The organism is Arthrobacter ulcerisalmonis, from assembly GCF_900609065.1.
Taxonomy (GTDB): domain Bacteria; phylum Actinomycetota; class Actinomycetes; order Actinomycetales; family Micrococcaceae; genus Arthrobacter; species Arthrobacter ulcerisalmonis.
In genome coordinates this window covers 190,360-213,729 of record NZ_UXAU01000009.1, presented here as the reverse complement: position 1 = coordinate 213,729, position 23,370 = coordinate 190,360, and the positions used below count along the sequence as shown (strand labels likewise).

The 23,370-nt window shown below is 63.5% G+C and carries 20 protein-coding genes, 1 tRNA gene and 1 pseudogene; 7 read left to right on the top strand and 15 right to left on the bottom strand.

Annotation, left to right across the window (positions count from 1 at the left end):
- Positions 1 to 11: 11 nt before the first annotated feature.
- The 5 genes from ureC to PSET11_RS16590 all read right to left on the bottom strand — a co-directional run bounded on the left by ureC (position 12) and on the right by PSET11_RS16590 (position 3,363).
- Complete coding sequence (ureC, locus tag PSET11_RS01370) at positions 12 to 1,769, bottom strand: urease subunit alpha (RefSeq protein ID WP_124090007.1); 1,758 nt, start codon at positions 1,767 to 1,769, stop codon at positions 12 to 14.
- Positions 1,766 to 2,107, bottom strand: coding sequence for an urease subunit beta (locus PSET11_RS01365; RefSeq protein ID WP_124090005.1), 342 nt, complete (start codon positions 2,105 to 2,107; stop codon positions 1,766 to 1,768). The genes ureC and PSET11_RS01365 overlap by 4 nt, the downstream gene beginning before the upstream one ends.
- 10 nt (positions 2,108 to 2,117) lie before the next feature.
- The gene (locus PSET11_RS01360) at positions 2,118 to 2,420 is read right to left on the bottom strand and encodes an urease subunit gamma (protein WP_124090003.1); all 303 of its coding nucleotides are present in this window, start codon (positions 2,418 to 2,420) and stop codon (positions 2,118 to 2,120) included.
- Between the two features lie 117 nt (positions 2,421 to 2,537).
- On the bottom strand, positions 2,538 to 3,119 hold the full coding sequence (locus PSET11_RS01355) for an HhH-GPD-type base excision DNA repair protein (RefSeq protein WP_377946682.1): 582 nt from the start codon (positions 3,117 to 3,119) through the stop codon (positions 2,538 to 2,540).
- 73 nt (positions 3,120 to 3,192) lie between these two features.
- Positions 3,193 to 3,363 (bottom strand): hypothetical protein, encoded by a 171-nt coding sequence (locus tag PSET11_RS16590; RefSeq protein ID WP_160118942.1) that lies wholly within the window; start codon positions 3,361 to 3,363, stop codon positions 3,193 to 3,195.
- A gap of 172 nt (positions 3,364 to 3,535) precedes the next feature.
- On the opposite strand from PSET11_RS16590, the pseudogene PSET11_RS17105 reads away from it, so the two are divergent.
- A pseudogene (locus tag PSET11_RS17105) lies at positions 3,536 to 3,834 on the top strand (IS481 family transposase); the annotation flags it as partial.
- A gap of 223 nt (positions 3,835 to 4,057) precedes the next feature.
- On the opposite strand, the gene PSET11_RS01350 reads toward PSET11_RS17105, so the two are convergent.
- Together PSET11_RS01350 and PSET11_RS01345 are read right to left on the bottom strand one after the other, a co-directional pair.
- Positions 4,058 to 6,169 carry an HNH endonuclease signature motif containing protein gene (locus tag PSET11_RS01350; RefSeq protein ID WP_203415864.1) on the bottom strand — a complete coding sequence of 704 codons (2,112 nt, stop codon included), beginning with the start codon at positions 6,167 to 6,169 and terminating at the stop codon, positions 4,058 to 4,060.
- Between the two features lie 614 nt (positions 6,170 to 6,783).
- A tRNA-Lys gene (locus tag PSET11_RS01345) sits at positions 6,784 to 6,856 on the bottom strand.
- A 232-nt stretch (positions 6,857 to 7,088) separates the two neighbouring features.
- Between PSET11_RS01345 and PSET11_RS01340 the strand changes: the two genes are divergently transcribed.
- The 3 genes from PSET11_RS01340 to PSET11_RS01330 all read left to right on the top strand — a co-directional run bounded on the left by PSET11_RS01340 (position 7,089) and on the right by PSET11_RS01330 (position 9,671).
- Positions 7,089 to 7,748, top strand: a complete 660-nt coding sequence (locus PSET11_RS01340; RefSeq protein WP_124089999.1) for a hypothetical protein — start codon at positions 7,089 to 7,091, stop codon at positions 7,746 to 7,748.
- A 290-nt stretch (positions 7,749 to 8,038) separates the two neighbouring features.
- The gene (locus tag PSET11_RS01335) at positions 8,039 to 8,656 is read left to right on the top strand and encodes a DUF47 domain-containing protein (RefSeq protein WP_124089997.1); all 618 of its coding nucleotides are present in this window, start codon (positions 8,039 to 8,041) and stop codon (positions 8,654 to 8,656) included.
- A gap of 1 nt (position 8,657) precedes the next feature.
- Positions 8,658 to 9,671, top strand: a complete 1,014-nt coding sequence (locus PSET11_RS01330) for an inorganic phosphate transporter (RefSeq protein ID WP_124089995.1) — start codon at positions 8,658 to 8,660, stop codon at positions 9,669 to 9,671.
- 111 nt (positions 9,672 to 9,782) lie between these two features.
- Here PSET11_RS01330 and pstB read toward each other — a convergent pair whose 3' ends face one another.
- The 4 genes from pstB to pstS form a co-directional block, all read right to left on the bottom strand.
- Positions 9,783 to 10,562, bottom strand: a complete 780-nt coding sequence (pstB, locus tag PSET11_RS01325) for a phosphate ABC transporter ATP-binding protein PstB (RefSeq protein WP_124089993.1) — start codon at positions 10,560 to 10,562, stop codon at positions 9,783 to 9,785.
- A gap of 72 nt (positions 10,563 to 10,634) precedes the next feature.
- The gene (pstA, locus tag PSET11_RS01320; RefSeq protein WP_124089991.1) at positions 10,635 to 11,747 is read right to left on the bottom strand and encodes a phosphate ABC transporter permease PstA; all 1,113 of its coding nucleotides are present in this window, start codon (positions 11,745 to 11,747) and stop codon (positions 10,635 to 10,637) included.
- Positions 11,748 to 12,680, bottom strand: coding sequence for a phosphate ABC transporter permease subunit PstC (gene pstC / locus PSET11_RS01315; RefSeq protein ID WP_124089989.1), 933 nt, complete (start codon positions 12,678 to 12,680; stop codon positions 11,748 to 11,750).
- A 102-nt stretch (positions 12,681 to 12,782) separates the two neighbouring features.
- Entirely contained in the window at positions 12,783 to 13,901 is a 1,119-nt protein-coding gene (gene pstS, locus PSET11_RS01310; protein ID WP_124089987.1) for a phosphate ABC transporter substrate-binding protein PstS, read from the bottom strand.
- 232 nt (positions 13,902 to 14,133) lie between these two features.
- Between pstS and PSET11_RS01305 the strand changes: the two genes are divergently transcribed.
- Entirely contained in the window at positions 14,134 to 15,261 is a 1,128-nt protein-coding gene (locus tag PSET11_RS01305; RefSeq protein ID WP_124089985.1) for an FUSC family protein, read from the top strand.
- Positions 15,262 to 15,320: 59 nt separating this feature from the next.
- Here PSET11_RS01305 and PSET11_RS01300 read toward each other — a convergent pair whose 3' ends face one another.
- The 3 genes from PSET11_RS01300 to PSET11_RS01290 form a co-directional block, all read right to left on the bottom strand.
- Entirely contained in the window at positions 15,321 to 16,181 is an 861-nt protein-coding gene (locus PSET11_RS01300) for a PRD domain-containing protein (RefSeq protein WP_124089983.1), read from the bottom strand.
- A gap of 100 nt (positions 16,182 to 16,281) precedes the next feature.
- The gene (locus tag PSET11_RS01295) at positions 16,282 to 17,694 is read right to left on the bottom strand and encodes a glycoside hydrolase family 1 protein (protein ID WP_377946678.1); all 1,413 of its coding nucleotides are present in this window, start codon (positions 17,692 to 17,694) and stop codon (positions 16,282 to 16,284) included.
- A 95-nt stretch (positions 17,695 to 17,789) separates the two neighbouring features.
- Complete coding sequence (locus PSET11_RS01290) at positions 17,790 to 19,769, bottom strand: beta-glucoside-specific PTS transporter subunit IIABC (RefSeq protein WP_124089979.1); 1,980 nt, start codon at positions 19,767 to 19,769, stop codon at positions 17,790 to 17,792.
- 331 nt (positions 19,770 to 20,100) lie between these two features.
- On the opposite strand from PSET11_RS01290, the gene radA reads away from it, so the two are divergent.
- Positions 20,101 to 21,474, top strand: a complete 1,374-nt coding sequence (gene radA / locus PSET11_RS01285; protein ID WP_124089977.1) for a DNA repair protein RadA — start codon at positions 20,101 to 20,103, stop codon at positions 21,472 to 21,474.
- Between the two features lie 38 nt (positions 21,475 to 21,512).
- Here radA and PSET11_RS01280 read toward each other — a convergent pair whose 3' ends face one another.
- Positions 21,513 to 21,770: a hypothetical protein gene (locus tag PSET11_RS01280; RefSeq protein WP_124089976.1), complete on the bottom strand. Its 258-nt coding sequence runs from the start codon at positions 21,768 to 21,770 to the stop codon at positions 21,513 to 21,515.
- Positions 21,771 to 21,912: 142 nt separating this feature from the next.
- Here PSET11_RS01280 and PSET11_RS01275 point away from each other — a divergent pair, with 142 nt between their 5' ends.
- The gene (locus tag PSET11_RS01275) at positions 21,913 to 22,389 is read left to right on the top strand and encodes an NUDIX hydrolase (RefSeq protein WP_124089974.1); all 477 of its coding nucleotides are present in this window, start codon (positions 21,913 to 21,915) and stop codon (positions 22,387 to 22,389) included.
- Positions 22,390 to 23,370 lie beyond the last annotated feature (981 nt).

The window sequence follows — 23,370 nt, the reverse complement described above, 5'->3', positions numbered from 1 at the left end:
AAGCTCCTGGGTCAGAAAAGGAAGTAGCGCTGCGCCATGGGCAGCACGTCGGAAGGCTCGCAGGTGGCCTCCTGGCCGTCCACCGTCACGGCATACGTTTCGGGGTCCACCTGGATGTCCGGCGTCGCGTCGTTGTATTTGAGGTCGGCCTTGGTGAGCGTCCGGATACCGGAGACCGGGCGGATGACCCGTTCCAGTCCCAATTCCGCCGGGACGCCTGCTTCGATGGCAGCCTTGGACATGAAGGTGATGGAGGACTTCTGCAGCGCCTTGCCCAAAGTGGCGAACATGGGGCGCATGGTGCGTGGCTGCGGGGTGGGGATGGAGCCGTTGGAATCGCCCATCAGGGCATAGGCAACCTGTCCACCCTTGATGACGGTCTCGGGTTTGACGCCGAAGAACGCCGGATCCCAGATGACCAGGTCGGCAAACTTTCCAACTTCCACGGAACCGATCGAATCGGCAATACCTTGGGCGATCGCGGGATTGATGGTGTATTTCGCCACGTAGCGCTTGAGCCGGAAGTTGTCGCTGTCGGGTGACCCGTGCTCCCCCGCGGCTGCTGCACCGCGCGGATCGTGGAGGACGCCACGCTGCTTTTTCATCTTGTCCGCCACCTGCCATGTCCGGATCACCACTTCACCCACGCGGCCCATGGCCTGGGAGTCGGAGGAGGTGATAGAGAAAACGCCCAGGTCATGCAGGACGTCCTCCGCCGCGATGGTTTCGGCACGAATCCGCGAATCGGCGAACGCCACATCCTCCGGAATGTCCGGGTTGAGGTGGTGGCAGACCATGAGCATGTCCAGGTGCTCCTCCACCGTGTTGCGCGTATACGGCAGGGTGGGGTTGGTGGAGGCGGGGAGCACGTTGGGCAGGGCCGCGATCTTGATAATGTCCGGGGCGTGGCCGCCGCCGGCGCCTTCGGTGTGAAAGGTATGGATAACTCGGCCGTCAATGGCCTTGATGGTGTCTTCCACGAACCCACACTCGTTGAGGGTGTCAGTGTGGATGGCAACCTGAACGTCGTACTCATCGGCAACCCGGAGCGACATGTCGATCGAGGACGTGGTGGCGCCCCAGTCCTCATGGACTTTCAAGCCGACGGCGCCTGCGCGGATCTGTTCGGCGAGGGGTTCGACGGCGGACGCGTGGCCTTTGCCGAACAGGCCGACGTTGATGGGCAGCCCTTCGATGGCTTGCAGCATCCGGTGGATGTGCCACCGGCCGGGGGTGACGGTGGTGGCCTTGCTACCTTCGGCGGGTCCGGTGCCGCCACCGATCATGGTGGTCACGCCGCTGGTGAGGGCGGTGGGCACCTGGTCAGGGGAAATGAAGTGGATGTGGGTGTCGATCCCGCCGGCGGTGACGATCTTGCGTTCGCCGGCAATGACCTCTGTGGCTGCGCCGATGACAATGTCCACACCGTCGGTAATCTGCGGGTTGCCAGCTTTGCCGATCCGGAGAATATGGCCGTCCCGGATGGCGATGTCGGCCTTGTAGATGCCGCTGTAGTCCAAAATGATGGCGTTGGTGATGACGGTGTCCGGGACATCGTCACCCAGCCCGCCGCCGTCGCGCGTTACCTGGCCGTTTTGGCCCATACCGTCGCGGATGACTTTGCCGCCGCCAAAAACCACTTCTTCGCCGTAAAGCGTGAGGTCTTTTTCGATTTCGAGAAATAATTCGGTGTCCGCGAGGCGGATTTTGTCGCCCGTGGTGGGTCCGTAAAGGTCCGCGTATTGCCGGCGGGGAATTTCAAAACTCATTTGGCTGCCTTTCCATTGACGGCCGCGGCGTTTGCCAGGGGGCCGTTGACGGCGTCGGACAGGCCATACACTTCCCGGGAACCCGCGAGTTCAATCAGCCGTACGCTGCGGGAGTCACCCGGCTCAAAGCGGGATGCCGTGCCGGCCGGGATGTCCAACCTGCGACCGTAGGCTGCTTGGCGGTCAAACTTCAGCGCAGCGTTGGCTTCGGCGAAATGGTAGTGCGAGCCCACCTGGACGGGACGGTCTCCGGTGTTCACCACGTGCACCTCGATCGCCTCGCGGCCAGCGTTGGCGATGATCGGTTCTGTAAGCAGAACGTACTCTCCTGGAATCATTGCCAGCCTTTCAGCGAATCGGATTGTGGACGGTGACCAGCTTGGTGCCGTCAGGGAAGGTGGCCTCGACCTGGACGTCTGAGATCATTTCGGGCACGCCTTCCATGACGTCCTCGCGGCGGAGCAACGTGCTCCCGTAGCTCATCAGATCGGCGACGGAACGGCCGTCCCGGGCCCCTTCGACGAGCTCGTAGGTGATGATCGCCACCGCTTCGGGGAAGTTGAGCTTCAGTCCCCGGCCTTGGCGCCTGCGCGCCAGATCAGCGGCCACCACGATCAGGAGTTTTTCCTGCTCACGCGGCAATAAGTGCATTGATTGGTCCTTTCAGGATGGCAAAATTAGGCTGCGCCTAGCCCACCCTAGACCGCTGATATTTCTGTAATATCACAAGCAGCTACACCGAAGCCAAAATGGTGATTTCTAACTCCACTATGGGCTGGTTTTTGCCGCTTTCGCCGCCGCTTTTGCGGCCTGCTTATTGGCCCGAACCTTGAGAAGGGAATCGGGATCCACAATGTCGGCAACCGACAGGTAGGCGTCTTCGTCGCCGTAGTGCCCGGCAGCTTCGCGCCACCCAGCCGCTTGCAACCCGCGCTGTTTGCCCAACAACGCAAGGAAGATCTTGGCTTTCTGCTCCCCGAAGCCGGGCAGCGCCTTGAGCCGGCGCAACACTTCGGCACCGTCAGGGTCGTCCTGGGTCCAGATCGCTGTCGCGTCGCCGCCCCAGTCACGCTCCACAGTGTCGGCGAGCGCTTGGACCCGGCCGGCCATGGAACCGGGGAACCGGTGCACCGCAGGGCGTTCCTTGAACATCTCGACGAACGCCTGAGGGTCCTGGGCGGCCAAGGTTCCGGGATCCATGGTGCCGATCCGGCTCTTGATCTTCTCTGGGCCGGCAAAGGCAGACTCCATGGTCACCTGCTGGTCCAACAACATGCCGGTCAGCAGTGCAAAAGGATCCTCGCTGAGTAGTTTGTCCGCCGCGGGGTCGCCAGTGATGTGCAGTTCCATGAGGCACATCTTCCCACCTGGGACGGCGCCCGTCATGCGTTGTGGAGCAGTGGGAGTGCGAGTGCGCACTCCCTCAGGTACTCGACGCCGGGTCTATGGGGTTGCCGTCCAGGTAAGGGACGGTGCTGCGCTTGAAAATCTCCGCGTAGATGGAGGAGTGGACGGTGAAAACGCCGTCTTGGCGTCGCAGGTCTGCCACGATGTGGCTCAGGTCGTCGATGCTCGCCACAGCTACCTGCGCCACCAAGTGTTCGCCGGTGGCAGCCGCCCAACGGACGGTGCGGAGTCCGGCAAGATGGTCACCTAGGTGTATTGACCACGGACGTTAGGGACATGCGGCGTGGTTAGGTGACAAAAAAGACCTCCGAGTGGGGTTGGGCTTGTCGGGAGTCCAGGCCAGCATGCAGGATGCCTAAAGCCGGCCCCGCACCTCGCCGCGGAAAACGTCCCCACAGCGGGAACGGCGGATCATTGCGATCAGAGTCAACCGCCGGTGGGGTCCGGCGCGGATCGGCTACCTGTTGGGAATCCACCCTTCCACGGCGCATCGGGTGCTCTCGAAGTTCGGGCTGGCCAGGCTGTCCTGGTTGGACCGCGCCACCGGCAGGGTGATCCGCCGCTACGAGCACGAGGGCCCCGGGACCTGGTGCACGTGGACATCAAGAAACTCGGCCAGATCCCTCACGGCGGCGGCCACCGGCGCCAGGGCAGAGCCATTGACCTGCCCGAAGGATAGGTCAAGGAGTCAATAAAGCCGGGAGAAGTCCCTGTTGTGACTTTCTGCGAATGGCTCCATCACTACAATCATCGCCGAGGCCACACTTCACTGAAAGGTCAGCCACCGGCAAGCCGCGTTACTAACCTGTCAGGTCAATACATCTAGGGGGTCGAAGTGGACGCCGTTTCGGAGCTTGGGTTTTCCCGCTCAGGCTTGTGGGTCAGTGTTCTGCTGCGAGGTAGTCGGTGAGGGCGAGTTCGAGGGGGCTGGGGCGTTTGTTGGACCGCGTCTTGGGCCGCGTGTTCGCTCGTTTGCTGGTTTGTTTCTGGTCTCGGGATCGGCTCTTCCGGGCCGAGGTTGATGACAGCCTCTCACCTGGCAGGGCATCAGCTGGACGGTGCAGGTCTTTGAGCGAGGACAGTACAACTCGTCGCTCGGACTTTGCGGGCACGATCCAGGAGACTGTCCCCGGCCCCTGCTCCGGAACCGAAACCCGAACCACCTCGGATACCGGGTCCACCGGGTCCACCGAAACCAACTCCGCTAGCACGTTCGGTTCCTGTTCTCCTGCGGACTCGGGCACCTCGTCCCGTTCCAGCGCTGCAGGCAGCTGCGGCTCTAGCTCTGGCTCCAACACCCCCGCTGGTTCCAACTCCAGCGCAGGCGGCAGCTCTGCTTCCAGCTGTGGTTCTGGTGCCAACCCAGCACTGATCTCACCACCGCTCCCAGCACTGATCACACCACCACCGCCGCCTGTCTGGGTGAGGGGATCTGGTGGGAGGTGGGTGGGTTCCCTTTCGGGTGGTTCCGCCGGATAGTACCTCCCACTCGGGGATGTCCACCCTGGTGAGGTGTCCTTCGTCGCTCCGGTGGGGGTCCATGTCGATTGGTGCTTCAACCGGTGATGCTTCGGGCAGACCTGTCCCAGATTACGGACCCCGGTCCCGCCGCCGTCAGCCCACGCGGTCAAGTGATCATTCTCGTTATCCAGACACTGATTACTACACCCCGGGAACGTACACCCACCATCACGTAACCGGATCCACCGCTTCAGTCCTTCCGATAACCGGTACCTCGTCCTCCCCAATTCCAACGGCGCCCCATCCCGGGGATCGACCAACACCCTGTACAACGACTGCGCCCCATCAGCAACCAACCGCCGCGCCACCGATGCTGGCACCGGGCCAAACCCCTCCACCTCACCCGGTTCTTCCGTGAGGCCCAACAACGAGAACACCGGCACCGTCACCAACACCTCAGCCCGCACCCCCGCACCGAACCCCGCATCCGTACCCAGGTGGTGGCCTGCACCGTTGAGGAGGAGCCCGGCCGCGACATCAGCCCGTAGCTGCGTCAACGTCCGGTCCTCGTTGGGGCCTTGCAACCCCCTAGCCAGTGCCGTGGTCTTATTCCACACCGCACACGCCGTCTCCCCCGGTAAATACAACGACAGCCAGCCCATCCCGTCCCGATCAGGGCAGAACTCCACCCGACGATCCGCCACACCCTTCACATGCCGGGCCTCCAACGACTCAGGATGATGACGCTCCCGCCACCCCCGCACCTTCCGACGGAACCGCGACACCACCACACCCCCAACACCAGCACCCGGGACATCAGCCAGGCCATCGAGACCGTTCACGCTGTCCAAACCGTCCAGGGTTTCTTGGGTGGTCTGGCCTGGTGGGTTCACCGTGTCCGTGCCGAAGAAATGCGTCACGACCGCTGTCACGGCGTCGGGTGTGAGGCCGGTGGTTTCATCGACCACGACGCGGGCGTGCTGCCAGGAAATCGTCCCGGCTTGCAAGGCTCCCAGCACCACCGGCAACGACCTCGTCAACGCCTGCGCCTCACACAACAGCGCGGACGCGGCCCGCTCGCCGATCGTCAACACACACGCGACCTCAGAGACCACACACATCCCCACCGACGACGACCCAGCCCCAGACCCGGTCCCGTTTGCTGAGGGTGGGGCCAGCAACTCAGCGGCCTCCGCATACGCCGCCACCAAACGAACCTTCGCCGCCGCCGTGGCAGCCTCCACCCGCGCCAACACCTCCAACCCCGACAAACACGAATCAGCAAAATCCCGCAACGGATCACCCTCGTCGAAAGCGCCGGCGACAGAAGAACCAGCAAGGGCAACAGCGCCATCAGCGCCAGAGTCACTAGCGTCACTAGCGTCGGCGGTAGAACGGGTGTTGGTGGTGCTGAGCGTGCCGGCCGGGCCGGACACGACGCCAGAAAGTTGGTCGACCAATGCAGCGATCGACGCCACAGCAGAGCGGATATCAGCCCCACCACCAGCACCGACAACAACCCCGTTACCCATACCTCAATTATAGAAAAGGGGTACGACAATTTCAGGCCAAACCCCATTTCCAGCCCAAAAAATTCACCCATCAGAACCTTGTTCGCACCATAACTCAGGCCAAATCATCCAGCCTCCGAAAAGACCATAAGTCGCAGCACCAAGGCGGACTGTAAACCTACGGCGAGGTGCCCGTACCCACCTCGTTCGTGAGCCGGATGGCCGAGTAGGCCAGTAGGCGAGCGGGCAAGGGCCGGATGGGCCCAAGCGTGCGGGCGCGAAGAAGCCGAACACCGGATGGGGCCGAGCGTACGGACGCTGGACGCCCAGAGGGACGAACGCTTGGCGTGGCCGAGCGTCCAGACGCCGGTTGCCGAGGGCGAACGACGGATGGGACCAAGCTTACGGAGGCTGGAAAACCAGAGGGTCGAGGCTGCGAGCCGCGGGGCGCAGCCGGACGCTCAATTCGGTCAGGACGGGAACTCGGCCGCATCTCGGACACGCACCCCGGCACGCAAATCCCAATTCCCCCAACCGACAAACCCACCACACCAGTCCCCAGAGACGGCAAAATCCCCCGGCATCCTTGCTCACGCAAGGTTGCCGGGGGATTTCTCACTCTTCGGAATGAAGAGTGGGCCCTGTGGGGTTCGAACCCACGACCCACGGATTAAAAGTCCGATGCTCTACCAACTGAGCTAAAGGCCCCGGCCGGATTCGTGTGCTGTGCACAAGGCTCCGGCTCGGTCCATTTCTGGACGTTAATACTCTAACCCATGAAAGCTGGCGCTTTGGCACCGGCGGGACGTACCGCCGTCGTGCATCAGTAGAAGCCGCCCAGCGCCCGGAAACCGCGCATCCGAACAGCGGCGGGAGGCGTTCCGAACGCTCCCCACGGCCGCCCTCGATTTCACCGGCAGCACAGGAGTAGCGTGGTGGCATGAGCGAGCAAGCTGCACCCACTCCCTACGGCGGCGCGAACCGGCATCACAAGCCGAAGCCTTTCGCCCCCATCGACTTCGAACCTTTCGCCGGCGGCGCAGATCCCGCGCGCGTGTCGGAGGCTGCGCACCTTGCCGCCCAGGCCCTGGTCCGGCACGGTCGCGGCAGCGACGACCCAGTCATCACCGAACAGCTGGTCAAACTAGCGGATGAACAGGGCCTGGACGCGATCGCCGAGATGTGGGCGGAAAGCCCGGCCAGGTCACTGCCCGGAGCACTCTGGCGCCTTTATGCCCTCCGTGCGGCAACAGTCCAGGACCCCGAGCGAGTTTCGGTGTATTTCCGCGCCGGCAAGGACACCGCACAGGTCGCACACGTGGTTGCTGGCGCCGCTGAGCCGCCGGGTGCCGAGGAAATGACAGCCATGGCGGACGCCATCCTTTCCGGCGCGTTCGACGGCGAATTTGACGTTGCGCTGGAACGTTCGGCTGCGTTTTGCCGCGTCGTCGCCCTGGGCCAGGCAACACTGGCGGACGGCGCCGAGCACTCCAACGAAGCGCATGCCAGCAAACTAACCCGCAACTCGCACCAATTGGTCAAAACAGCAGAAGACCTGGAACACGCTGCCAATGCCTGGCGGCTGGGCGAACTCGACTAGCAGCAGACAACCCAGTGAGGGCGCTTTCTGTCAAGGTTGACTTGAGCCAACCAACGTAGAACACTGAAATCGGTGCCGAGCCGCGAAACCCCCGGGCTTCAACATTTAGCCGCCTAGAGCGGCCTACCGCCGAGAGGCGTATCCGGTTCGGCACCATTTTTATGCCCTCTACAGCTGGCATAAGTTCTTGGCGGCAAATTGATGCCGGTAGAGTTAACGTTAGTTGCGGCCGAGGTCAAGTCACACGGCACAGCACATTTTGCCTCTACTTCTTCGGAGACCGGTACTACGTGAAGCTGCGCCTTTTCCCCCAGGAGCCCGCCGGGCTGAACCTGCTTTCGCAGCTGGCCCAGCAAGTTGCCATGGCCACGGCAACCTTGGCGGAAATTCTTGGTGTCCCTGCCGCAGAGCACGCCAAACTGGTCGAAGACATGCACAACCATGAAGCCAAGGCCGCTGAACTCCAGTTCGCCCTCTTGACCCACATGCGAAGCAGCTTTGTAAACCCCCTCCCCCGCGAGGACATGTACTCCCTGTCGCGGTGGCTCATCGAAGCCATGGAGAAGCTGGACGCCGCAGCGGAACTCGTGGCCCTTTACAAGCTGGACCGGCTCCCCAAGCGCGCAGCAGACCAGCTGGAAATCATCAGCCGCCAGGCAGAACTGACAGTCAACGCCATGCGCAGGCTGGACAACTTGGATGACCTGGAGGACTACTGGATCGAGATCCTCAGGCTGACCAAACGCGCCGAACGCACCCACCGCGTCTGGGTAGCGGACATGATCGCGGACATGAAATGGGCCCAGTACTCACGCAACCGTGACGTGGCCAATCAGTTGCTGGAAGTCACCAAGGACATGCGACGGCTGGCAACCCAAGTGGGCAGCATCATCGTCAAGGAATCCTGACGTGACGCCCTTCCTTTTCGGCGTGGTGGTTGTTTTGACCGCCACGTTTGCTTTTCTCAACGGCTTCCGCGACGTCTCAGTAGCAGTGGCCGTGGCCGCCCGGACCCGTGCCCTGACCCCGAGCGTCGCCGTGTTGCTGGCTGCTTTCTTCAACCTGCTGGGCGCCCTACTCAGCGCCTCTCTGGCCGTCGCGGCCAGCCAAGCCTGGATCAGCCTTCCCCGCGGACCCGAGGGACTCGGAATTCTGGTGGCGAGCCTGGGCAGCGCCGTCGTCTGGGGAATCATCCTCTGGCGACGCGGGATACCGGCTTCCTCAACGCATGCCCTGGTGGGCGGCTTTGCCGGCGCTGGAATCGCCAGCCTCATCCTCGGCGGCCAAGGCGTGGGCGGCGTGGATCATTCCTTGCTGGTCCAGGTGATCCTGCCCCTGCTACTCTCCCCCGTGGTGGCTTATGCTGGCGCCTTCCTCCTGGTGTACCCCTTCACCTGGGCCGCCCGGCACACCCAACCCAGCGTGGTCAACCAACGCTTCCGGCGCAGCCAGGCGATCGCCGCGGGCAGCGTGGCATTCGGCCACGGACTCCAGGACGGCCAACGCATCTCCGCAGTCCTGCTGCTCGCCTTGATCGCGGCAGGGTATTCCGACGGCGGCACCATCCCGCTGTGGATCGTCCTGCTGACGGCGATCATGATCACCATCGGCACCCTTTTTGGCGGTTGGCGCATCTCCCAAACGGTGGGGCACCGCATGACGCGCGTCGATCCGCTCCGAGGTTCCGTGGCCCAGATCTACAGCGCCCTGATGCTCTTTGTCGGTGCGATCGGCCTGCAATGGCCGCTCTCCAGCACCCACACCGTGACCGCGGCGGTGCTCGGAGCGGGCAGCAACCAAAGCTTCGCCGTCACCAACCGCAGGCTGGTGATCCGCATCCTGGGCCTCTGGTTGCTCACACCGATCGCGACGGCGGCCCTCGCGTTCATCCTCGCGCTGGCCGCTACGCCGCTGGAAATCTAGCGGGCGGCCGGCTCCCAGCGATGCGCGGCGGCCACCCCGGAAACGTGCCTTAAACGCCGCATGGCCCCCGAGCTCCGGAGGCCATGCAGTCAGAAGATGTTAGAGCAGGGGTTATCCGAAGCGGCCGGAGACGTAGTCTTCGGTGGCCTTTTCGGTGGGGTTGCTGAAGATCCCCTGCGTCTCGCCGAATTCGATCAGCTTGCCGGGCTTGCCCGTGCCGGCGATGTTGAAGAACGCGGTCTTGTCCGAAACGCGGGCGGCCTGCTGCATGTTGTGGGTCACGATCACCACGGTGTACTGGTCCTTGAGCTCGTTGATGAGGTCCTCAATGGCCAGAGTGGAGATGGGGTCCAGCGCGGAGCAGGGCTCGTCCATCAGGATTACCTGTGGTTCCACGGCGATGGCGCGGGCGATGCAGAGTCGCTGCTGCTGCCCACCGGAAAGGCCTGAACCCGGCTTCTCCAGGCGGTCCTTGACCTCGTTCCACAGGTTGGCGCCCTGCAGGGAACGCTCCACCAGGACGTCCGCTTCGCCCTTGGGCATCTTCTTGTTGTTCAGCTTCACGCCAGCCAACACGTTGTCCCGGATGGACATGGTGGGGAACGGGTTGGGCCGCTGGAAAACCATGCCGATCTGCGAGCGGACCGTCACGGGGTCAACGCCGGGGCCGTAAAGGTTGTCGCCGTCCAGCAGGACTTCGCCTTCAACCCGGGCTCCGGGCAAAACCTCGTGCATGCGGTTCAGGGTCCGCAGGAACGTGGACTTGCCACAACCGGAGGGGCCGATGAACGCGGTCACGGACTTGGCTTCGATGTTGATGGTGACGTCCTCTACGGCAAGGAAATCGCCGTAGTACACGTTCAGGTCCTTGACGTCGATGCGCTTAGACATGGTGTTCCTTCACTGACTGGGTATGAATTGAAGTCTGGCATCCGGCCCTCGGGACCGGAAGGGGCTGCTGGTTCAGCGACCGGCCTTGGGTGCGAACATCCGGGCGATCAGGCGTGCCGCGAGGTTCAAGACCATCACCAGGATGATCAGCACCAACGCTGCGCCCCAGGCACGCTGCGAGGACGGATCCGGGTTCGCGGGCGAGGTGGGGTTCAGGATCTGGGTGTAGATGAAGGTGGGGAGAGATGCCATCCAGCCGCCAAAAACGTTCGCGTTGATGCTGGTGGCAAACCCCGCGGTGACCAGGATGGGAGCCGTTTCGCCGATAACCCGGGCGATGGCCAGGGTGACACCGGAAGCGATACCGGAAATCGCCGTCGGGATGACCACCTTGAGGATGGTCCGCCACTTGCGCACACCCAGCGCGTACGCTGCCTCGCGGAGTTCGTTGGGGACGATCTTCAGCATTTCCTCGCTGGAGCGCACCACTACGGGGACCATGAGGACGGAAAGCGCGACGGCGGCCACGGCACCGGTCTTGGTGCCCGGCCCCACGATCGCGAAGAAGAAAGCGGCGGCGAAGAGGCCTGCAACGATGGATGGGATGCCGGTCATGACGTCCACGAAGAACGTGATGGCGCGGGCCAACCGGCCGTCGTTGCCGTATTCCACCAGGTAGATGGCGGTGAGCAGGCCCACCGGCACGGAAATGATGGTGGCCAGAATGGTGATCTGGATGGTGCCGAGGAGGGCGTGGTAGACGCCGCCCAAGACAGGTGCGCCGTCTTCAGCTGCACGGTTGTCCAGCACGCCGGTGACGCCGTTCATGGACGTGGACAGGAAGCCGGGAGCAGCCAGTCCAGGGATGCCGTTGACCAAAACGGTCCAGATCACCGAGATCAGCGGTAGCAAGGCGATGAGGAACGAGCCGACCACCAGGCAGGTGGCGAGCTTGTCCTTGGCCCTGCGGCTGCCTTCCACCGCAGCGCTCCAGGACACGAGTCCCACAGCGAACAGCAGCGCTGAGACAACGCCCCAGCCGAACGCGTTGAAACCCACGACGGCGAGGATGGCGGCACCCACGATCAAGGCGAGTGCCAAAACGATGAGCGGAGCGAACTTGGGCAGCTGACCCTTGGTCAGGGCCGAGCGCTTGCTGCGCACGGGATTGAGCGTGGAGGTCATTTAGTTTGCTCCCGAGAATTCTTTGTGCCGGCTGATGATCCAGCGCGCGAGCATGTTGACGGCGAGGGTGATGACGAACAGGACCAGGCCGGCGGCGATCAGCGTGCTGACCTTCAGTCCGCTTGCCTCGGGGAAGTTCAGGGCGATCTCAGCGGCGATGGTCTGGTTGCCGGACTGGATCAGGCTGGCGGTCAGGGCTCCGGAGGAGAGCACCAGGGCCACGGCCATGGTCTCGCCGAGAGCGCGCCCAAGGCCGAGCATGATGGCGCTGATGATGCCGGGGCGGGCGAAGGGAAGAACCGAGATGCGGATCATTTCCCACCGGGTGGCGCCCAAGGCCAGCGCAGCTTCCTCATGCAACTTGGGGGTCTGCAGGAAGATTTCACGGGACAGCGAGGTGATGATGGGGAGCACCATCACGGACAGCACAATGCCGGCCGTGAGGATGGTCTTGCCGGTGGCTGAGGCGGGGCCCTGGAAGATGGGCAGCCAGCCCATGTTGTCTGCCAGCCAGTTGTAGATCGGCGAGATTTCCTTGGCGAGGAACGCAGCACCCCAGGCGCCGTAGACAACCGACGGGATGGCGGCGAGGAGGTCCACCACGTAGCCAAGCCCGGCAGCGAGGCCGCGGGGCGCGAAGTGTGAGATGAAGAGTGCCACGCCAATGGCGATGGGGGTGGCGATCACCAGGGCGATGGTCGCTGCGATGAGCGTGCCAATCACGATGGGCCAGATGTAGGAGAAGAAGCCTGCGCCGCCCTGGATGTCAGCGGCGGGTGCGGTCAGCGCCGGAATGGCCTGGACCACGAGGAAGAGTGCGACGCCGAAGAGGACGACAAGAATGAGGCAACCGGCAGCAAGTGCTGCACCGGAGAAGACTTTGTCCCCGGCGCGGCCTGCGCCTTGCGAACGGGTCAGGGTGGTGGCGGTCATGCGACGGCCCTTCGATGAAGAGGAACTGGCGGACGGAGCGGGCAGAACCAAGGTCCCCGCCCCGCCTTTCGGCGAGGCGGGGACCCTGGTGTCATGCGTTGACTAGGACTTGACCTTGATGGAGTCGATGGCCTTGTTGACCTTCTCCGTCAAGCTCGCGGAGAGCGGCGCGGACTTGGCCGAGTCGGCAGCTTCCTGCTGGCCAGCCTCGGAGACTACGTAGTGCTCGAAGGACTTGACCAGGTCAACGGTTTCCTGGGTGGCGTAGGTGCTGCACACCACGTGGTAGGAAACCAGGACCACAGGGTAGGCGCCCGAAGCGGTGGTCTTGCGGTCCAGCTTGATGGCAACGTCGTTGGCGGAGCGGCCCGAAACGGGGCTGCCAGCTTCCACGGCCTTGGCTGCGGCGTCAGCAGAGATCTTCACGAACTCGTCGCCGACCTTGATGGACGCGGTACCGAGCTTGCCGCCAACTGCGGAGTCATCTGCGTAGGTCACGGCGCCGGGGGTGTCGGTGACGGTCTTGACCACGCCGGAGGTGCCCTTGGCGTTCTCGCCCTGCAGGGATGCAGGCCAGATGCCGGCCGACTTGTCGGTCCAAACCTCAGGTGCGGCTGCGGCCAGGTAGTCGGTGAAGTTGGTGGTGGTGCCGGAATCGTCGGAACGGTTCACGGGGGTGACCTTCAAGTCAGGCAAGGTGGTGCCGGAGTTGAGGGCTGCGATGGCCGGATCGTTCCAGTTGGCGATCTCGCCGCGGAAGATCTTGGCCACGGTGGTGGCGTCGAGCTTGAGCTCGGTGACGTTCGGGATGTTGAAGGCCACGGCGATCGGGGAGATGTACACCGGGAGGTTGATGGCGCCGTCGGCACCGCACTGGGCCTTGGAGGCTGCCAGTTCTTCGTCCTTGAGGTAGGCATCCGAGCCGGCAAACTGGGCTGAGCCGTCGATGATGGCCTTGCGGCCTGCGCCGGAACCATCCGGTGAGTACTGAACGGTGGCGCCGGGGTTGGCAGCGGCGAAGCCGGCCTTCCAGGCATCCATGGCTGCGCCGGTCGAGGAAGCGCCGATGCCGGTCAGGGTGCCGGTCACCTTGGGGCCGGTTGCTGCGCCAGTTGCCGGGGCGGTGCCCGCAGCGTTGTCTGAACCGCAGGCGGTGAGCGCGATGGTGCCTGCTGCGATAACAGCAATAGCCGCGTGGCGGCTGAAGCGAAGTGCCTTCACAGGGTGTACCCCTTCCAGGGATATTCAGTGCGGACAGGGAACGGAGAGCCCTGCTGCGCGATGCGTACGTTCTGTACCTCCAAGAAAGTTATGGGGTTGAGGTAACAGGATGGGCTGCCCAAAGTGAACAGCAAATTAACGACGGCGGCATATTGGCTTACATGTGCCGGGTCACCATTGCGCACATCACATGTACGGTCGTAGTGGGAGCGCCACCCATAGACTTGAGCCCATGGCCACCGCAGCAGGATTCTCAGCAGGCAGGCGATACCTGCGCGGCCGCTTCCGGACCGGCATGGTGCGCAGCCGGAACTCCTTGGTGCCCGCGGTCCAGATGACAGTCTGCGCGGTGGGCGCCTACGCCTTCGCCGAGTACGTACTGGGGCATTCGGGCCCGCTCTTCGCCGCCACCAGTTCGCTGATCGCCCTGGGTTTCTCCCGTGAGCCGCGGCTGCGGCGGGTGCTGGAAGTGGGGATGGGCTGCACCATCGGCATCGCCGTGGGTGACCTGCTCCTGCACTGGCTGGGCAGCGGCATCTGGCAGGCCGCCATCGTGCTCCTCTTCTCCACCCTGCTGGCCCGGTTCCTGGACAGCGGTAGCATTTTTACCACCCAGCTGGGGTTGCAGTCGGTGCTGGTGGTCCTGCTGCCAGCGCCCGACGGCGGCCCCTTCACGCGCAGTTTCGACGCCGTGGTGGGGGGCCTGTTCGCCCTGCTCATCACGGTGATCGTGCCGAAGGATCCGCGGCGCGAGCCCCGGCAGGACGTCAAAAAACTGCTATACGAACTGGCCGAAGTCTTACGCGAGTGTGGGAATGCGCTGAACAACAGCGACTCCACCCAGGCCTGGCACGCTCTGGTCAGGGGCCGGAATTGCCAGCAACTGGTGGACCGGATGCGGCAGACACTCCAGACATCGGGGGAAGTTGCCATGCTGGCCCCAGCCCACCGCCGGCACCGGGACGAACTGGACCGGCTCAGGGAATCGCTGGACTTCATCGACCTGGCGCTCCGCAACAGCCGCGTGTTCGCCCGCCGGCTGACCAGTGCCATCAACCACGCAGCCCTCTCGGACGAGGCAACCGAAAACATTGCCGAGGTGTTGTTCGAGTCTGCCGCCGCCATCGATGAACTCTCGCTGGGGTTGGCCGAGACGCAGGATGGCGCCCGCCGCGCGCACCTGCGGACAGCCCGGCAGGACCTCAGCGAGATCGCCCTGCGTCTTCATCCGCGGCTCCTGCAGGTCCAGCGGCTTGAAGGTGAGACGGTGGTGATGCTCTACCGGCCGCTGATGGTGGATCTGCTGGAAGCTACCGGGATGGACGCCGACGAAGCCCGGGACATCCTGCCGGCGCTGTAGCGGGAAACACCGCAGCCGTCCGAAGCAGGGATTGCATCACTTCGGCTACGTCGCCACTGTCAGGGCGTTACCGCTCCGGCTTGGCGGATATCGTCAGCCATCCGGGCCACGTGCAGGGTCAGGTAGGTGACCTCATCATCGGTCAACGGTTCACCGAGGCGCAGTTCAAGGACGGCCTGCAGCTTCAGCGCGGTGCCGTACGCCTCAGGATAAGCGGCCCGGATGGCGATGCCCAGTCCGGTGGAACCCTCCGCCAGCTGCTTGCCGGTATGGGCACGGACAAAGAAGTAGCGTAGGTGCGTGATGAAGCGGGCGGCGTTGACGGTGTCCCTGTCAAAAGCCCTGCCGTAGGCCTGCTCCAGCACCTCGAAGAGCTGGGTGAAGACGCCCGTCATCTGGTACGTCCGGGACAGGTCACCACTGGCAAACCCGGCGTTGACCAGGTGCATGGCAATGGCAATCGCCTCTTCGGCAGGCAACGGATCAGCCAGTTCCTGGTTCACGAATTCCACGATCTGCTGGCCCAGCCGGAGCTCGTGCGGGTAGAGGTGGGACACCTCGGCACGGAGCGGATACTCCATGGTGATGCCTTGCCGGAGCCGCTTGATGGCGAAACTCAGGTGGTCCGCGAGCGCCACCACGGCGGTGGAATTGAGTGGCCCGGACATTCCGGCGCGGGCGATTTCCAACGCCCGGTCCGCGAGCGCCAGGTGTTCGGGCGGAATGGCGGCAACCAGGGCGCCGAAGTTGTCCGCGTTGCGGCCTTGGTCCGGGACGAACACCTGGACCACCTTGGCTTCATCAACCTGCTGGCCTGGTTTGGCCTGGAAACCCAGTCCGCGGCCGGTGATGATGACCTCACCTTTCCCGTCAACCCTGGCGAGGACGACGTTGTTGTTGAAGACCCGCAGGATTTCCATGCCGTCCTCCCTTCGTCGTTGAATTGAAATCGTCGTTGAACTCATGCCCAGCAGGCCTGGTCCGGGGTTGGTGACCCCAGACCAGGCTGAACTGCAGCGCCTACCTGGTGAGGCTGGCGCCGTTGCTGGCAATGACGTCCCGGTACCATCCGTAGGACTTCTTGGGGTAGCGCGCCAAGGTGCCAGAGCCGTCGTCGTTCCTGTCCACGTAAATAAAACCGTAGCGCTTGGACATCTGCGCCGTCGACGCGCTGACCAGGTCGATGCAGCCCCAGGAGGTGTATCCCATGAGTTCCACGCCGTCCTGGATGGCCTCGGCAGCCTGGACCAGGTGGTCGTTGAAATACTGGATCCGGTAGTCATCAACCACCGTCTTTTCGCCGTCCACCTCCACGAGCTGGTCCACGGCGCCAATCCCGTTCTCCACGATGAACAGCGGCTTCTGCCAACGTCCCCAGTAGTCATTCAATACCACGCGCAGACCCTGCGGATCGATCTGCCAACCCCATTCCGACGCCTTGAGGGTGGGGTTGGGAATGCCGCCCATGATGTTGCCGGCGCCCTTGACCTGCTTGGTTGGGTCAGCCGTTTCGCAGATGCTCATGTAGTAGCTGAACGAGACGAAATCCACGGTGTTCCTGAGGTCTTCGCGGTCCTCGTCGGTGATGTCGAGTTCGATCCCCTGCTCGCGGAACCGCCGCAGCAGGTAGCCGGGGTACTCGCCGCGGCAGTGGATGTCACCAAACGCGTAGCTGTCCTGGGCGGTGTGCATGGCAGCCACCACGTCGGCAGGATCCGGGGTCAGCGGGTACACCGGAAGCGCGATGATCATGCAGCCAACCTGCGCCTGCGGCATGAGTTCCCGCGCCAATTTGGTGGCCCGGCCGGATGCCACCAGTTCGTGGTGGATGGCCTGGTAGAGGTCCTGCGGGGTGAGCTGGTCCTTGGGCGTGGGGATGCCACCGGAGAGGAACGGCTCGTGGATGACCGAGTTGATCTCGTTGAACGTCAGCCAATACTTCACCCGCGTACCGAAGGTAGTGAAGAGCGCCCGGCAGTAGTTCTCGTAGAAACCGATCAGTTCCCGGCTGGTCCAACCGTTGTAGGTCCGGGCCAGGTGCAACGGGGTTTCGTAGTGGCTGATGGTCACCAGCGGTTCGATGCCGTGCTTCTCCAGCTCGTCGAGGATCCGCGAGTAGTAAGCCAGGCCCTCCGCGTTGGGGGTTTCTTCATCGCCCAACGGGAAAATACGGCTCCAGGCGATGGAGAACCTGAACACCTTGAAGCCCAAGTCGGCAAACGCGGCAATGTCCTCCTCGTACTGGTGGTAGAAGTCGATGGCCACCTGCTTGAGGTTCTCCGGTGTGGGCCCCTCGGTGGGCGGGGTGGTGATCCCCTTGGGCATCACGTCCTGGATGGACAGGCCCTTGCCGCCCTCGTTGTATGCGCCTTCGATCTGGTTGGCGGCGGTTGCGCCGCCCCACAGGAATCCGTCAGGGAAAGTGGTGCTCACAGTCTCAATGTCCTTTTCAGTGCTGGTGGAGATTGGTCATCGGGTGGTGCCGGGGTGGCCTGTTTGGTCAGGCCTGGTGGTCAGCTTTGCTGGGGTCAGACCTGGATGGTGATGGCGGGATCGCCCTGGGCGAGGTCGACGCCGGTCCGAGGCTCAACGCTGTTCAGCGCAGCGGTGTTGGTGACCATCACCAGGGTGGTGGTGTCGTATCCGGCGGCACTCACCAGGTCAAGGTCGACGACGGCGAGAAGGTCGCCTGCGCGCACCTGCTGTCCCCTGGTCACTGCCGCCTCAAACCCGCGGCCTTCGAGCTGGACGGTGTCGATGCCGATGTGGACCAGGACTTCAACGCCGCTCTCCGACTTGATGCCGTAGGCGTGTCCGGTCTTCATAGCGGCCTTGATGGTGCCCGAGATGGGGGCGTAGATACGACCGTCCGTCGGAACGATGCCCAGGCCCTTGCCCATGGCGCCGGAAGCAAACACCTTGTCCTGGACCTCGGACAGTGCCACGGCCCGGCCAGCCACCGGGGCAACGACGCTGACAGTGCCGGGGGTTGCAGGGTTGGCTCCCTGTGCCGCGCTGGCTTCCGTCGCTGCGCTGGCTTCCGTCGCTGCGCTGGTTTCTAGGGCAGTGCTGGTTCCTTGGGCTACCCCCGCCACCTGCACACCGTCAGCTGCCGGCGTCCCGGGTGTTCCGGCGTCGGCCGCTTCTGCTGCCTCCAGTTCGCGGGGACCGAAGAAAAACGTCAGGGTGAAGGCGAGGATTATCGCAGCGGCGGTGCCGAGGAGCTGCAGGCCGAAGTTGCCCACGGTGCTGAAGGCGGGCAGGCCCAGCAATGATGGGAAGACGAAGCTGGTGGCGCCGCTGCCGCCGGCCGCTGCGATAGCGCCACCCACCACGCCGCCGGCGATGCCGAAGTAGAACGGCTTCTTCAGCGGCAGGTTGACGCCGTAGATGGCAGGTTCGGTGACCCCGGCGAGGAAGCCGGAGAGCGCTGCGGGGCCGGCAACGGCGCGGCGGGCCTTGTTCCGGGTGCGGATCATCACGGCCAGCGTCGCTGCGGCCTGGCCGAGGACAGCTGCCAGCAGCGGTCCCATCAGGAGGGAGTAGCCCTGGGTGCTGATCTCGTTCAGCATGCCCGGAATCAGGCCCCAGTGCAGGCCAAAGAGGACGAAGACCTGCCAGAAGCCGCCCATGACGGCGCCAGCCAGCCACGGTGCGAAGGTGAAGGCTGCGGTGATGCCGTTGGAGAGGCCCTGGGCGGCGAACGTGGTGACGGGGCCTACGGTGAGGAGAATCAGCGGCACCATGACCACGATGGTGAGCAGCGGCGTCGAGAAGTTACGGATCGCGGCTGGGAGCACGCGGAGCAGGAACCGTTCCAGGTAACCCTGCAGCCAGACGGCCACAATGATGGGGATGACGGAACTGGTGTAGTTCATCATCACCATGGGGATGCCGGCGAAGGTCAGCGGCTCCGTTGCGGCAGTCATCGCCACGATGGACGGGTACACCAGTGCGCCGGCGATGGCCATGGAGGTGAACTGGTTGGATTTGAACCGCTTGGCAGCCGTGATGGCCAGGAAGAGCGGGAGGAAGTAGAAGACAGAATCCGCGGCGGCCGCCAGGACAACACCGGTGGACGACACCGGATCCAGCCAGCCCAGCTGGGTGGCGAGGCTGAGGAATGCCTTGAGCAGGCCCGCACCGGCAAGCGGCCACAGGATCGGCGAGAAGATCGAGGAGATCAGGTCAATGAAGCGGTTCAGCAGGTTTCCCTGCGGTGCCGGCTCCTGGTCTTCCACGCTGGCGTCGGCGAGCTTGGTGAGCTTGCCGAGCTCTGCGTAGACAGTGGGGACGTTGTCGCCAATCACCACTTGGTACTGGCCGCCGGCCTTCATGACCGTGATGACGCCGGGCAACTTCTCCACGGCATCGGTGTTGGCCTTGGACTCATCGCGCAGCCGAAGCCGCAGCCTGGTGGCGCAGTGCGTGGCGCTGGCAATATTTGCCTCTCCGCCCACCTGCTCAAGGATGTCGCCGGCGAGGGACCGGTAGTCCACAGTTGCCATGTCAGACCTCTCTGTCTATGTTGCTCAAGCGTTTTTGGGCACAAAAAAAGACCCGAGATACACGTAATGTGTTTCTCAGGTCTTGCCTCGTTGCCGAGTAACAATCCTGTAGGCGAAATTGCCTTCAACATCAAACTCTAACGTCTGCTGCGGAGGTGCGGCAAGCGTTTTGGCTGGAAAACTTTTCTGCGGGTTCTGGTGGGGGCGCTCGTCGGGGCTGCTTTGGGCGGACCTCTTGGTACTACAGCGCTTCTCCTGGGGCTCTGCATCGGGTTCTCCGGCGCGGCCTCCGCGGCCTGCGTTGTCGGTGCCCTCCACTAGCCTTGTATACATGGCGACAAAGACTTCCCGGGCTGCCAAGGCACCGGCCTACAAGTGTTCCGAATGCGGCTGGACAGCCGTTAAATGGGTAGGCCGCTGCGGCGAATGCCAGGCGTGGGGAACGGTGGAGGAGACGGGCGGGGCAATTGCCCGAACCACCGCCGCCACCACGGTGCTGGAGCCTGCCCGCAGGATCGCCGAGGTGGACGCCACCACGGCTGCGTTCCTGCCAACGGGCGTTGACGAACTGGACCGCGTGCTGGGTGGCGGGCTGGTCCCAGGTGCGGTCATCCTCCTGGCCGGGGAGCCCGGCGTCGGCAAGTCCACGCTGTTGCTTGACGTGGCCGCGAAGTTCGCCCGCACCGCCCAGGACGTGCTGTACGTGACGGGCGAAGAGTCGGCGGCGCAGGTGAAACTCCGAGCCGAGCGGATCGACGCCGTGGCCGAATCCCTCTACCTCTCCGCCGAAACGGACCTGGGACAGGCCCTGGGACAGGTGGAAAAGATTGAGCCACGCCTGCTGATCGTGGACTCCGTCCAGACCTTGAGCAGCGCTGACGTGGATGGCAGCGCTGGCGGAGTTTCACAGGTCCGTGAGGTGGCCGCCTCCATTATCGCGGCGGCCAAGCGCCGCAACATGACCACCCTCCTGGTGGGGCATGTGACCAAGGACGGCTCCATCGCGGGCCCGCGTTTGCTGGAACACCTGGTGGACGTGGTCTGCCTGTTTGAGGGCGAACGCCACTCCCGGCTGCGGTTGCTGCGTGCCGTCAAGAACCGTTACGGGCCCACCGATGATGTTGGCTGCTTCGACCTGAACGAGAACGGCATCGAAGGCCTGGCAGATCCCAGTGGACTGTTTGTCAGCCGGACCAAGGAACCCGTGTCCGGGACGTGCATTACCGTCACCCTGGAGGGCAGGCGGCCGCTGCTGGCCGAAGTGCAGTCGCTGCTGGCGGAAAGCCCCACTTCCCAGCCCCGCCGGGCAACCAGCGGCCTGGACAGCTCCCGCGTCTCCATGCTGCTGGCGGTGCTGCAGCAACGCGCGGGCTGCCTGCTACATAAGGATGATTCGTACGTGGCCACCGTGGGCGGGGTGAAGTTGAGCGAACCGGCCACAGACCTGGCTGTTGCACTGGCCGTAGCCTCAGCCAAGGCCCGCAAGCCCCTGCCCATCCGGCTGGTGGCCTTTGGCGAGGTGGGGCTTGCCGGTGAGGTCCGCCCCGTTCCCGGCATCAACCAGCGCATCCAGGAGGCCCACCGGCTGGGGTTCACCCACGCGGTGGTGCCCGCAAGCCACACCGGTCCCGGACCTGTTCCAGCGGGTTTCTCCGTACGCGAAGTGGAGCACCTGACCGAGGCGCTGAGCCTGCTAATTGGCTAGCTGCACGGGGCCTTGGTTGGCTCTTGGGTCTTGGTGCGCTACACAGGGTCCGATAGTTTGCTGGGTGTCGCGGCCAGCCAGGTGGAGACGTCGTTCCGGAGCATGAGCAAGGTCCCGCCCGTGGAGCTGACGTTGCCGGTGGGAACGTAGTAGCCCTTACCGGCACCCGTTCCGCCGGCCGCCCGATCAATGGCTTCCTGGAGATGCCGCGGCAAATGTTCCTTGGGGCCCAATCCGCGAAGTTCTTCGTGTTCCGCCGGAGTGAGCCGGCCCAGTACGGTGGCAATGTCGGCCATGACGCGTCCTTTCACGGAAAGTACCTGAAGACATAATCTAAGTCAGTGCCATGAACATGAGATGAACGCCCACTGGCAACTCTCTGGGAGTTCACCGGCTGCTGGATTCGTTAGCCCCCAGCCCCAGCCGAACGAGGAGACCATGCCGGTACGCAGCGCAGGAATCCTGCTCTATCGCTCAGGCCCGGCCGGACTGGAGGTGTGGATCGGCCACATGGGCGGCCCGTTCTGGGCGCACAAGGATGCGCACGCTTGGTCAATTCCCAAGGGTGAGTACTCACCAGACGAAGATCCGCTGGCCGCGGCGCTGCGCGAATTCGAGGAGGAGATGGGCAGTCCCGCCCCGGCTGCCGACTATCAGTTGCTGGGCGACTTCCGGCAATCGTCAGGAAAGATCGTGACTGCTTTTGCCGCGGAGCACGACTTCGCGCCCGACGAGGTCCGGAGCAACACGTTTGAGCTGGAGTGGCCCAAGGGTTCGGGCACCGTGGCGCAGTTCCCCGAGATCGACAATGCCGGCTGGTTCCCCGTTGAAGCTGCCCGCTTGAAGCTGGTCAAAGGCCAGGAGCCTATTCTTCATGCCCTGTTGGAACATGTGAGGACACGCGGATCTCGCTAGATCCTGAGTGCGGCACGCTGGTTGGTTTGTTCCGCCTTTTGGGTCGCTGGATTGGCCCTTGTCGGAGGAATTGAAATGTCGGATGAGGAGAGTACTCATCGCGCCAATTTCTCCAGCCTCCGACGAGATAACATCCCGGCGAGGTCGAAGAAGACCCGTGATCCGTGGGCAAACGGTGGAAGAGTAAGAGGCAGTTTTTCGGGGACGAACGGGAGAAGTGACGGTCAAGAACCTGCTGATTTTGGCAGCGCTGCCGGTGCCGAATGAGTCCCTGCGGAAGGCCGGGCCATGGGCACGGGATAGATGCAGCTTGAGAACCTGTCGAGTCGTTCTTGGAATAACATAAATCAGATCGATTGGCACCCGACTGCCACCGGAGAGATCCCCTCGGAGACCACTAAAGCGTCGAAACCCGCTGCGATGCAGATCGGCCAAGAAAGCGGTGACATAACCTCCGTAATCGGCGTTCAATCCAAGGGAGCAGAAGTACCGCGGGAGTTTCTGTCCCGTGGGCAATTCTGAAGAAGTCTTGTCAGTGGTCAGATTGGGTGATTTTGATCTTCTGGTCCAGAATCATCTGGCTGGGAATCACTCGTTCACCTTGCGCGCGGGCGGTTTCTTGCCCTAACTCTGAGGCTGTATCCGTCTCCGAGATGGAAGAGAAGCCGCGCTCCAGCCGAGATGACCCATACGATGTCGCCATCGGCTGTCCTGTTTTCGACGACACCACGGTGAGGTGTGCAGCCGGGCTTTTGAAGGAGGACGGTGTCTCCTATCTCTGCCAACTCCCAGATCGCGAATTCAGGGGTATCCCCATAGATCGCTGACATCTCATTCCTTTCGAACATATTGATTCGGCTGTGGGGTTCGCTCCTCACCTTTCGCAGCGGTCAGCGTTTGTGAGCGTATGCGGATGCTTAGAATGCTGGTTGAAAACGGTGGTTCGGTCGTTTCGGCTTTGGCATAGCACTCATGCGCGGG

What these genes read in the sequence shown, in the direction of transcription:
- PSET11_RS01280 (WP_124089976.1), bottom strand. Translation starts at nt 21,770, where the DNA reads ATGGCCGACATTGCCACCGTACTGGGCCGGCTCACTCCGGCGGAACAC.
- PSET11_RS01350 (WP_203415864.1), bottom strand. Translation starts at nt 6,169, where the DNA reads ATGGGTAACGGGGTTGTTGTCGGTGCTGGTGGTGGGGCTGATATCCGC.
- PSET11_RS01355 (WP_377946682.1), bottom strand. Translation starts at nt 3,119, where the DNA reads ATGGAACTGCACATCACTGGCGACCCCGCGGCGGACAAACTACTCAGC.
- radA (WP_124089977.1), top strand. Translation starts at nt 20,101, where the DNA reads ATGGCGACAAAGACTTCCCGGGCTGCCAAGGCACCGGCCTACAAGTGT.
- PSET11_RS01360 (WP_124090003.1), bottom strand. Translation starts at nt 2,420, where the DNA reads ATGCACTTATTGCCGCGTGAGCAGGAAAAACTCCTGATCGTGGTGGCC.
- PSET11_RS01365 (WP_124090005.1), bottom strand. Translation starts at nt 2,107, where the DNA reads ATGATTCCAGGAGAGTACGTTCTGCTTACAGAACCGATCATCGCCAAC.
- PSET11_RS01290 (WP_124089979.1), bottom strand. Translation starts at nt 19,769, where the DNA reads ATGGCAACTGTGGACTACCGGTCCCTCGCCGGCGACATCCTTGAGCAG.
- ureC (WP_124090007.1), bottom strand. Translation starts at nt 1,769, where the DNA reads ATGAGTTTTGAAATTCCCCGCCGGCAATACGCGGACCTTTACGGACCC.
- PSET11_RS01300 (WP_124089983.1), bottom strand. Translation starts at nt 16,181, where the DNA reads ATGGAAATCCTGCGGGTCTTCAACAACAACGTCGTCCTCGCCAGGGTT.
- PSET11_RS01340 (WP_124089999.1), top strand. Translation starts at nt 7,089, where the DNA reads ATGAGCGAGCAAGCTGCACCCACTCCCTACGGCGGCGCGAACCGGCAT.
- pstB (WP_124089993.1), bottom strand. Translation starts at nt 10,562, where the DNA reads ATGTCTAAGCGCATCGACGTCAAGGACCTGAACGTGTACTACGGCGAT.
- pstC (WP_124089989.1), bottom strand. Translation starts at nt 12,680, where the DNA reads ATGACCGCCACCACCCTGACCCGTTCGCAAGGCGCAGGCCGCGCCGGG.
- PSET11_RS01275 (WP_124089974.1), top strand. Translation starts at nt 21,913, where the DNA reads ATGCCGGTACGCAGCGCAGGAATCCTGCTCTATCGCTCAGGCCCGGCC.
- pstA (WP_124089991.1), bottom strand. Translation starts at nt 11,747, where the DNA reads ATGACCTCCACGCTCAATCCCGTGCGCAGCAAGCGCTCGGCCCTGACC.
- PSET11_RS01305 (WP_124089985.1), top strand. Translation starts at nt 14,134, where the DNA reads ATGGCCACCGCAGCAGGATTCTCAGCAGGCAGGCGATACCTGCGCGGC.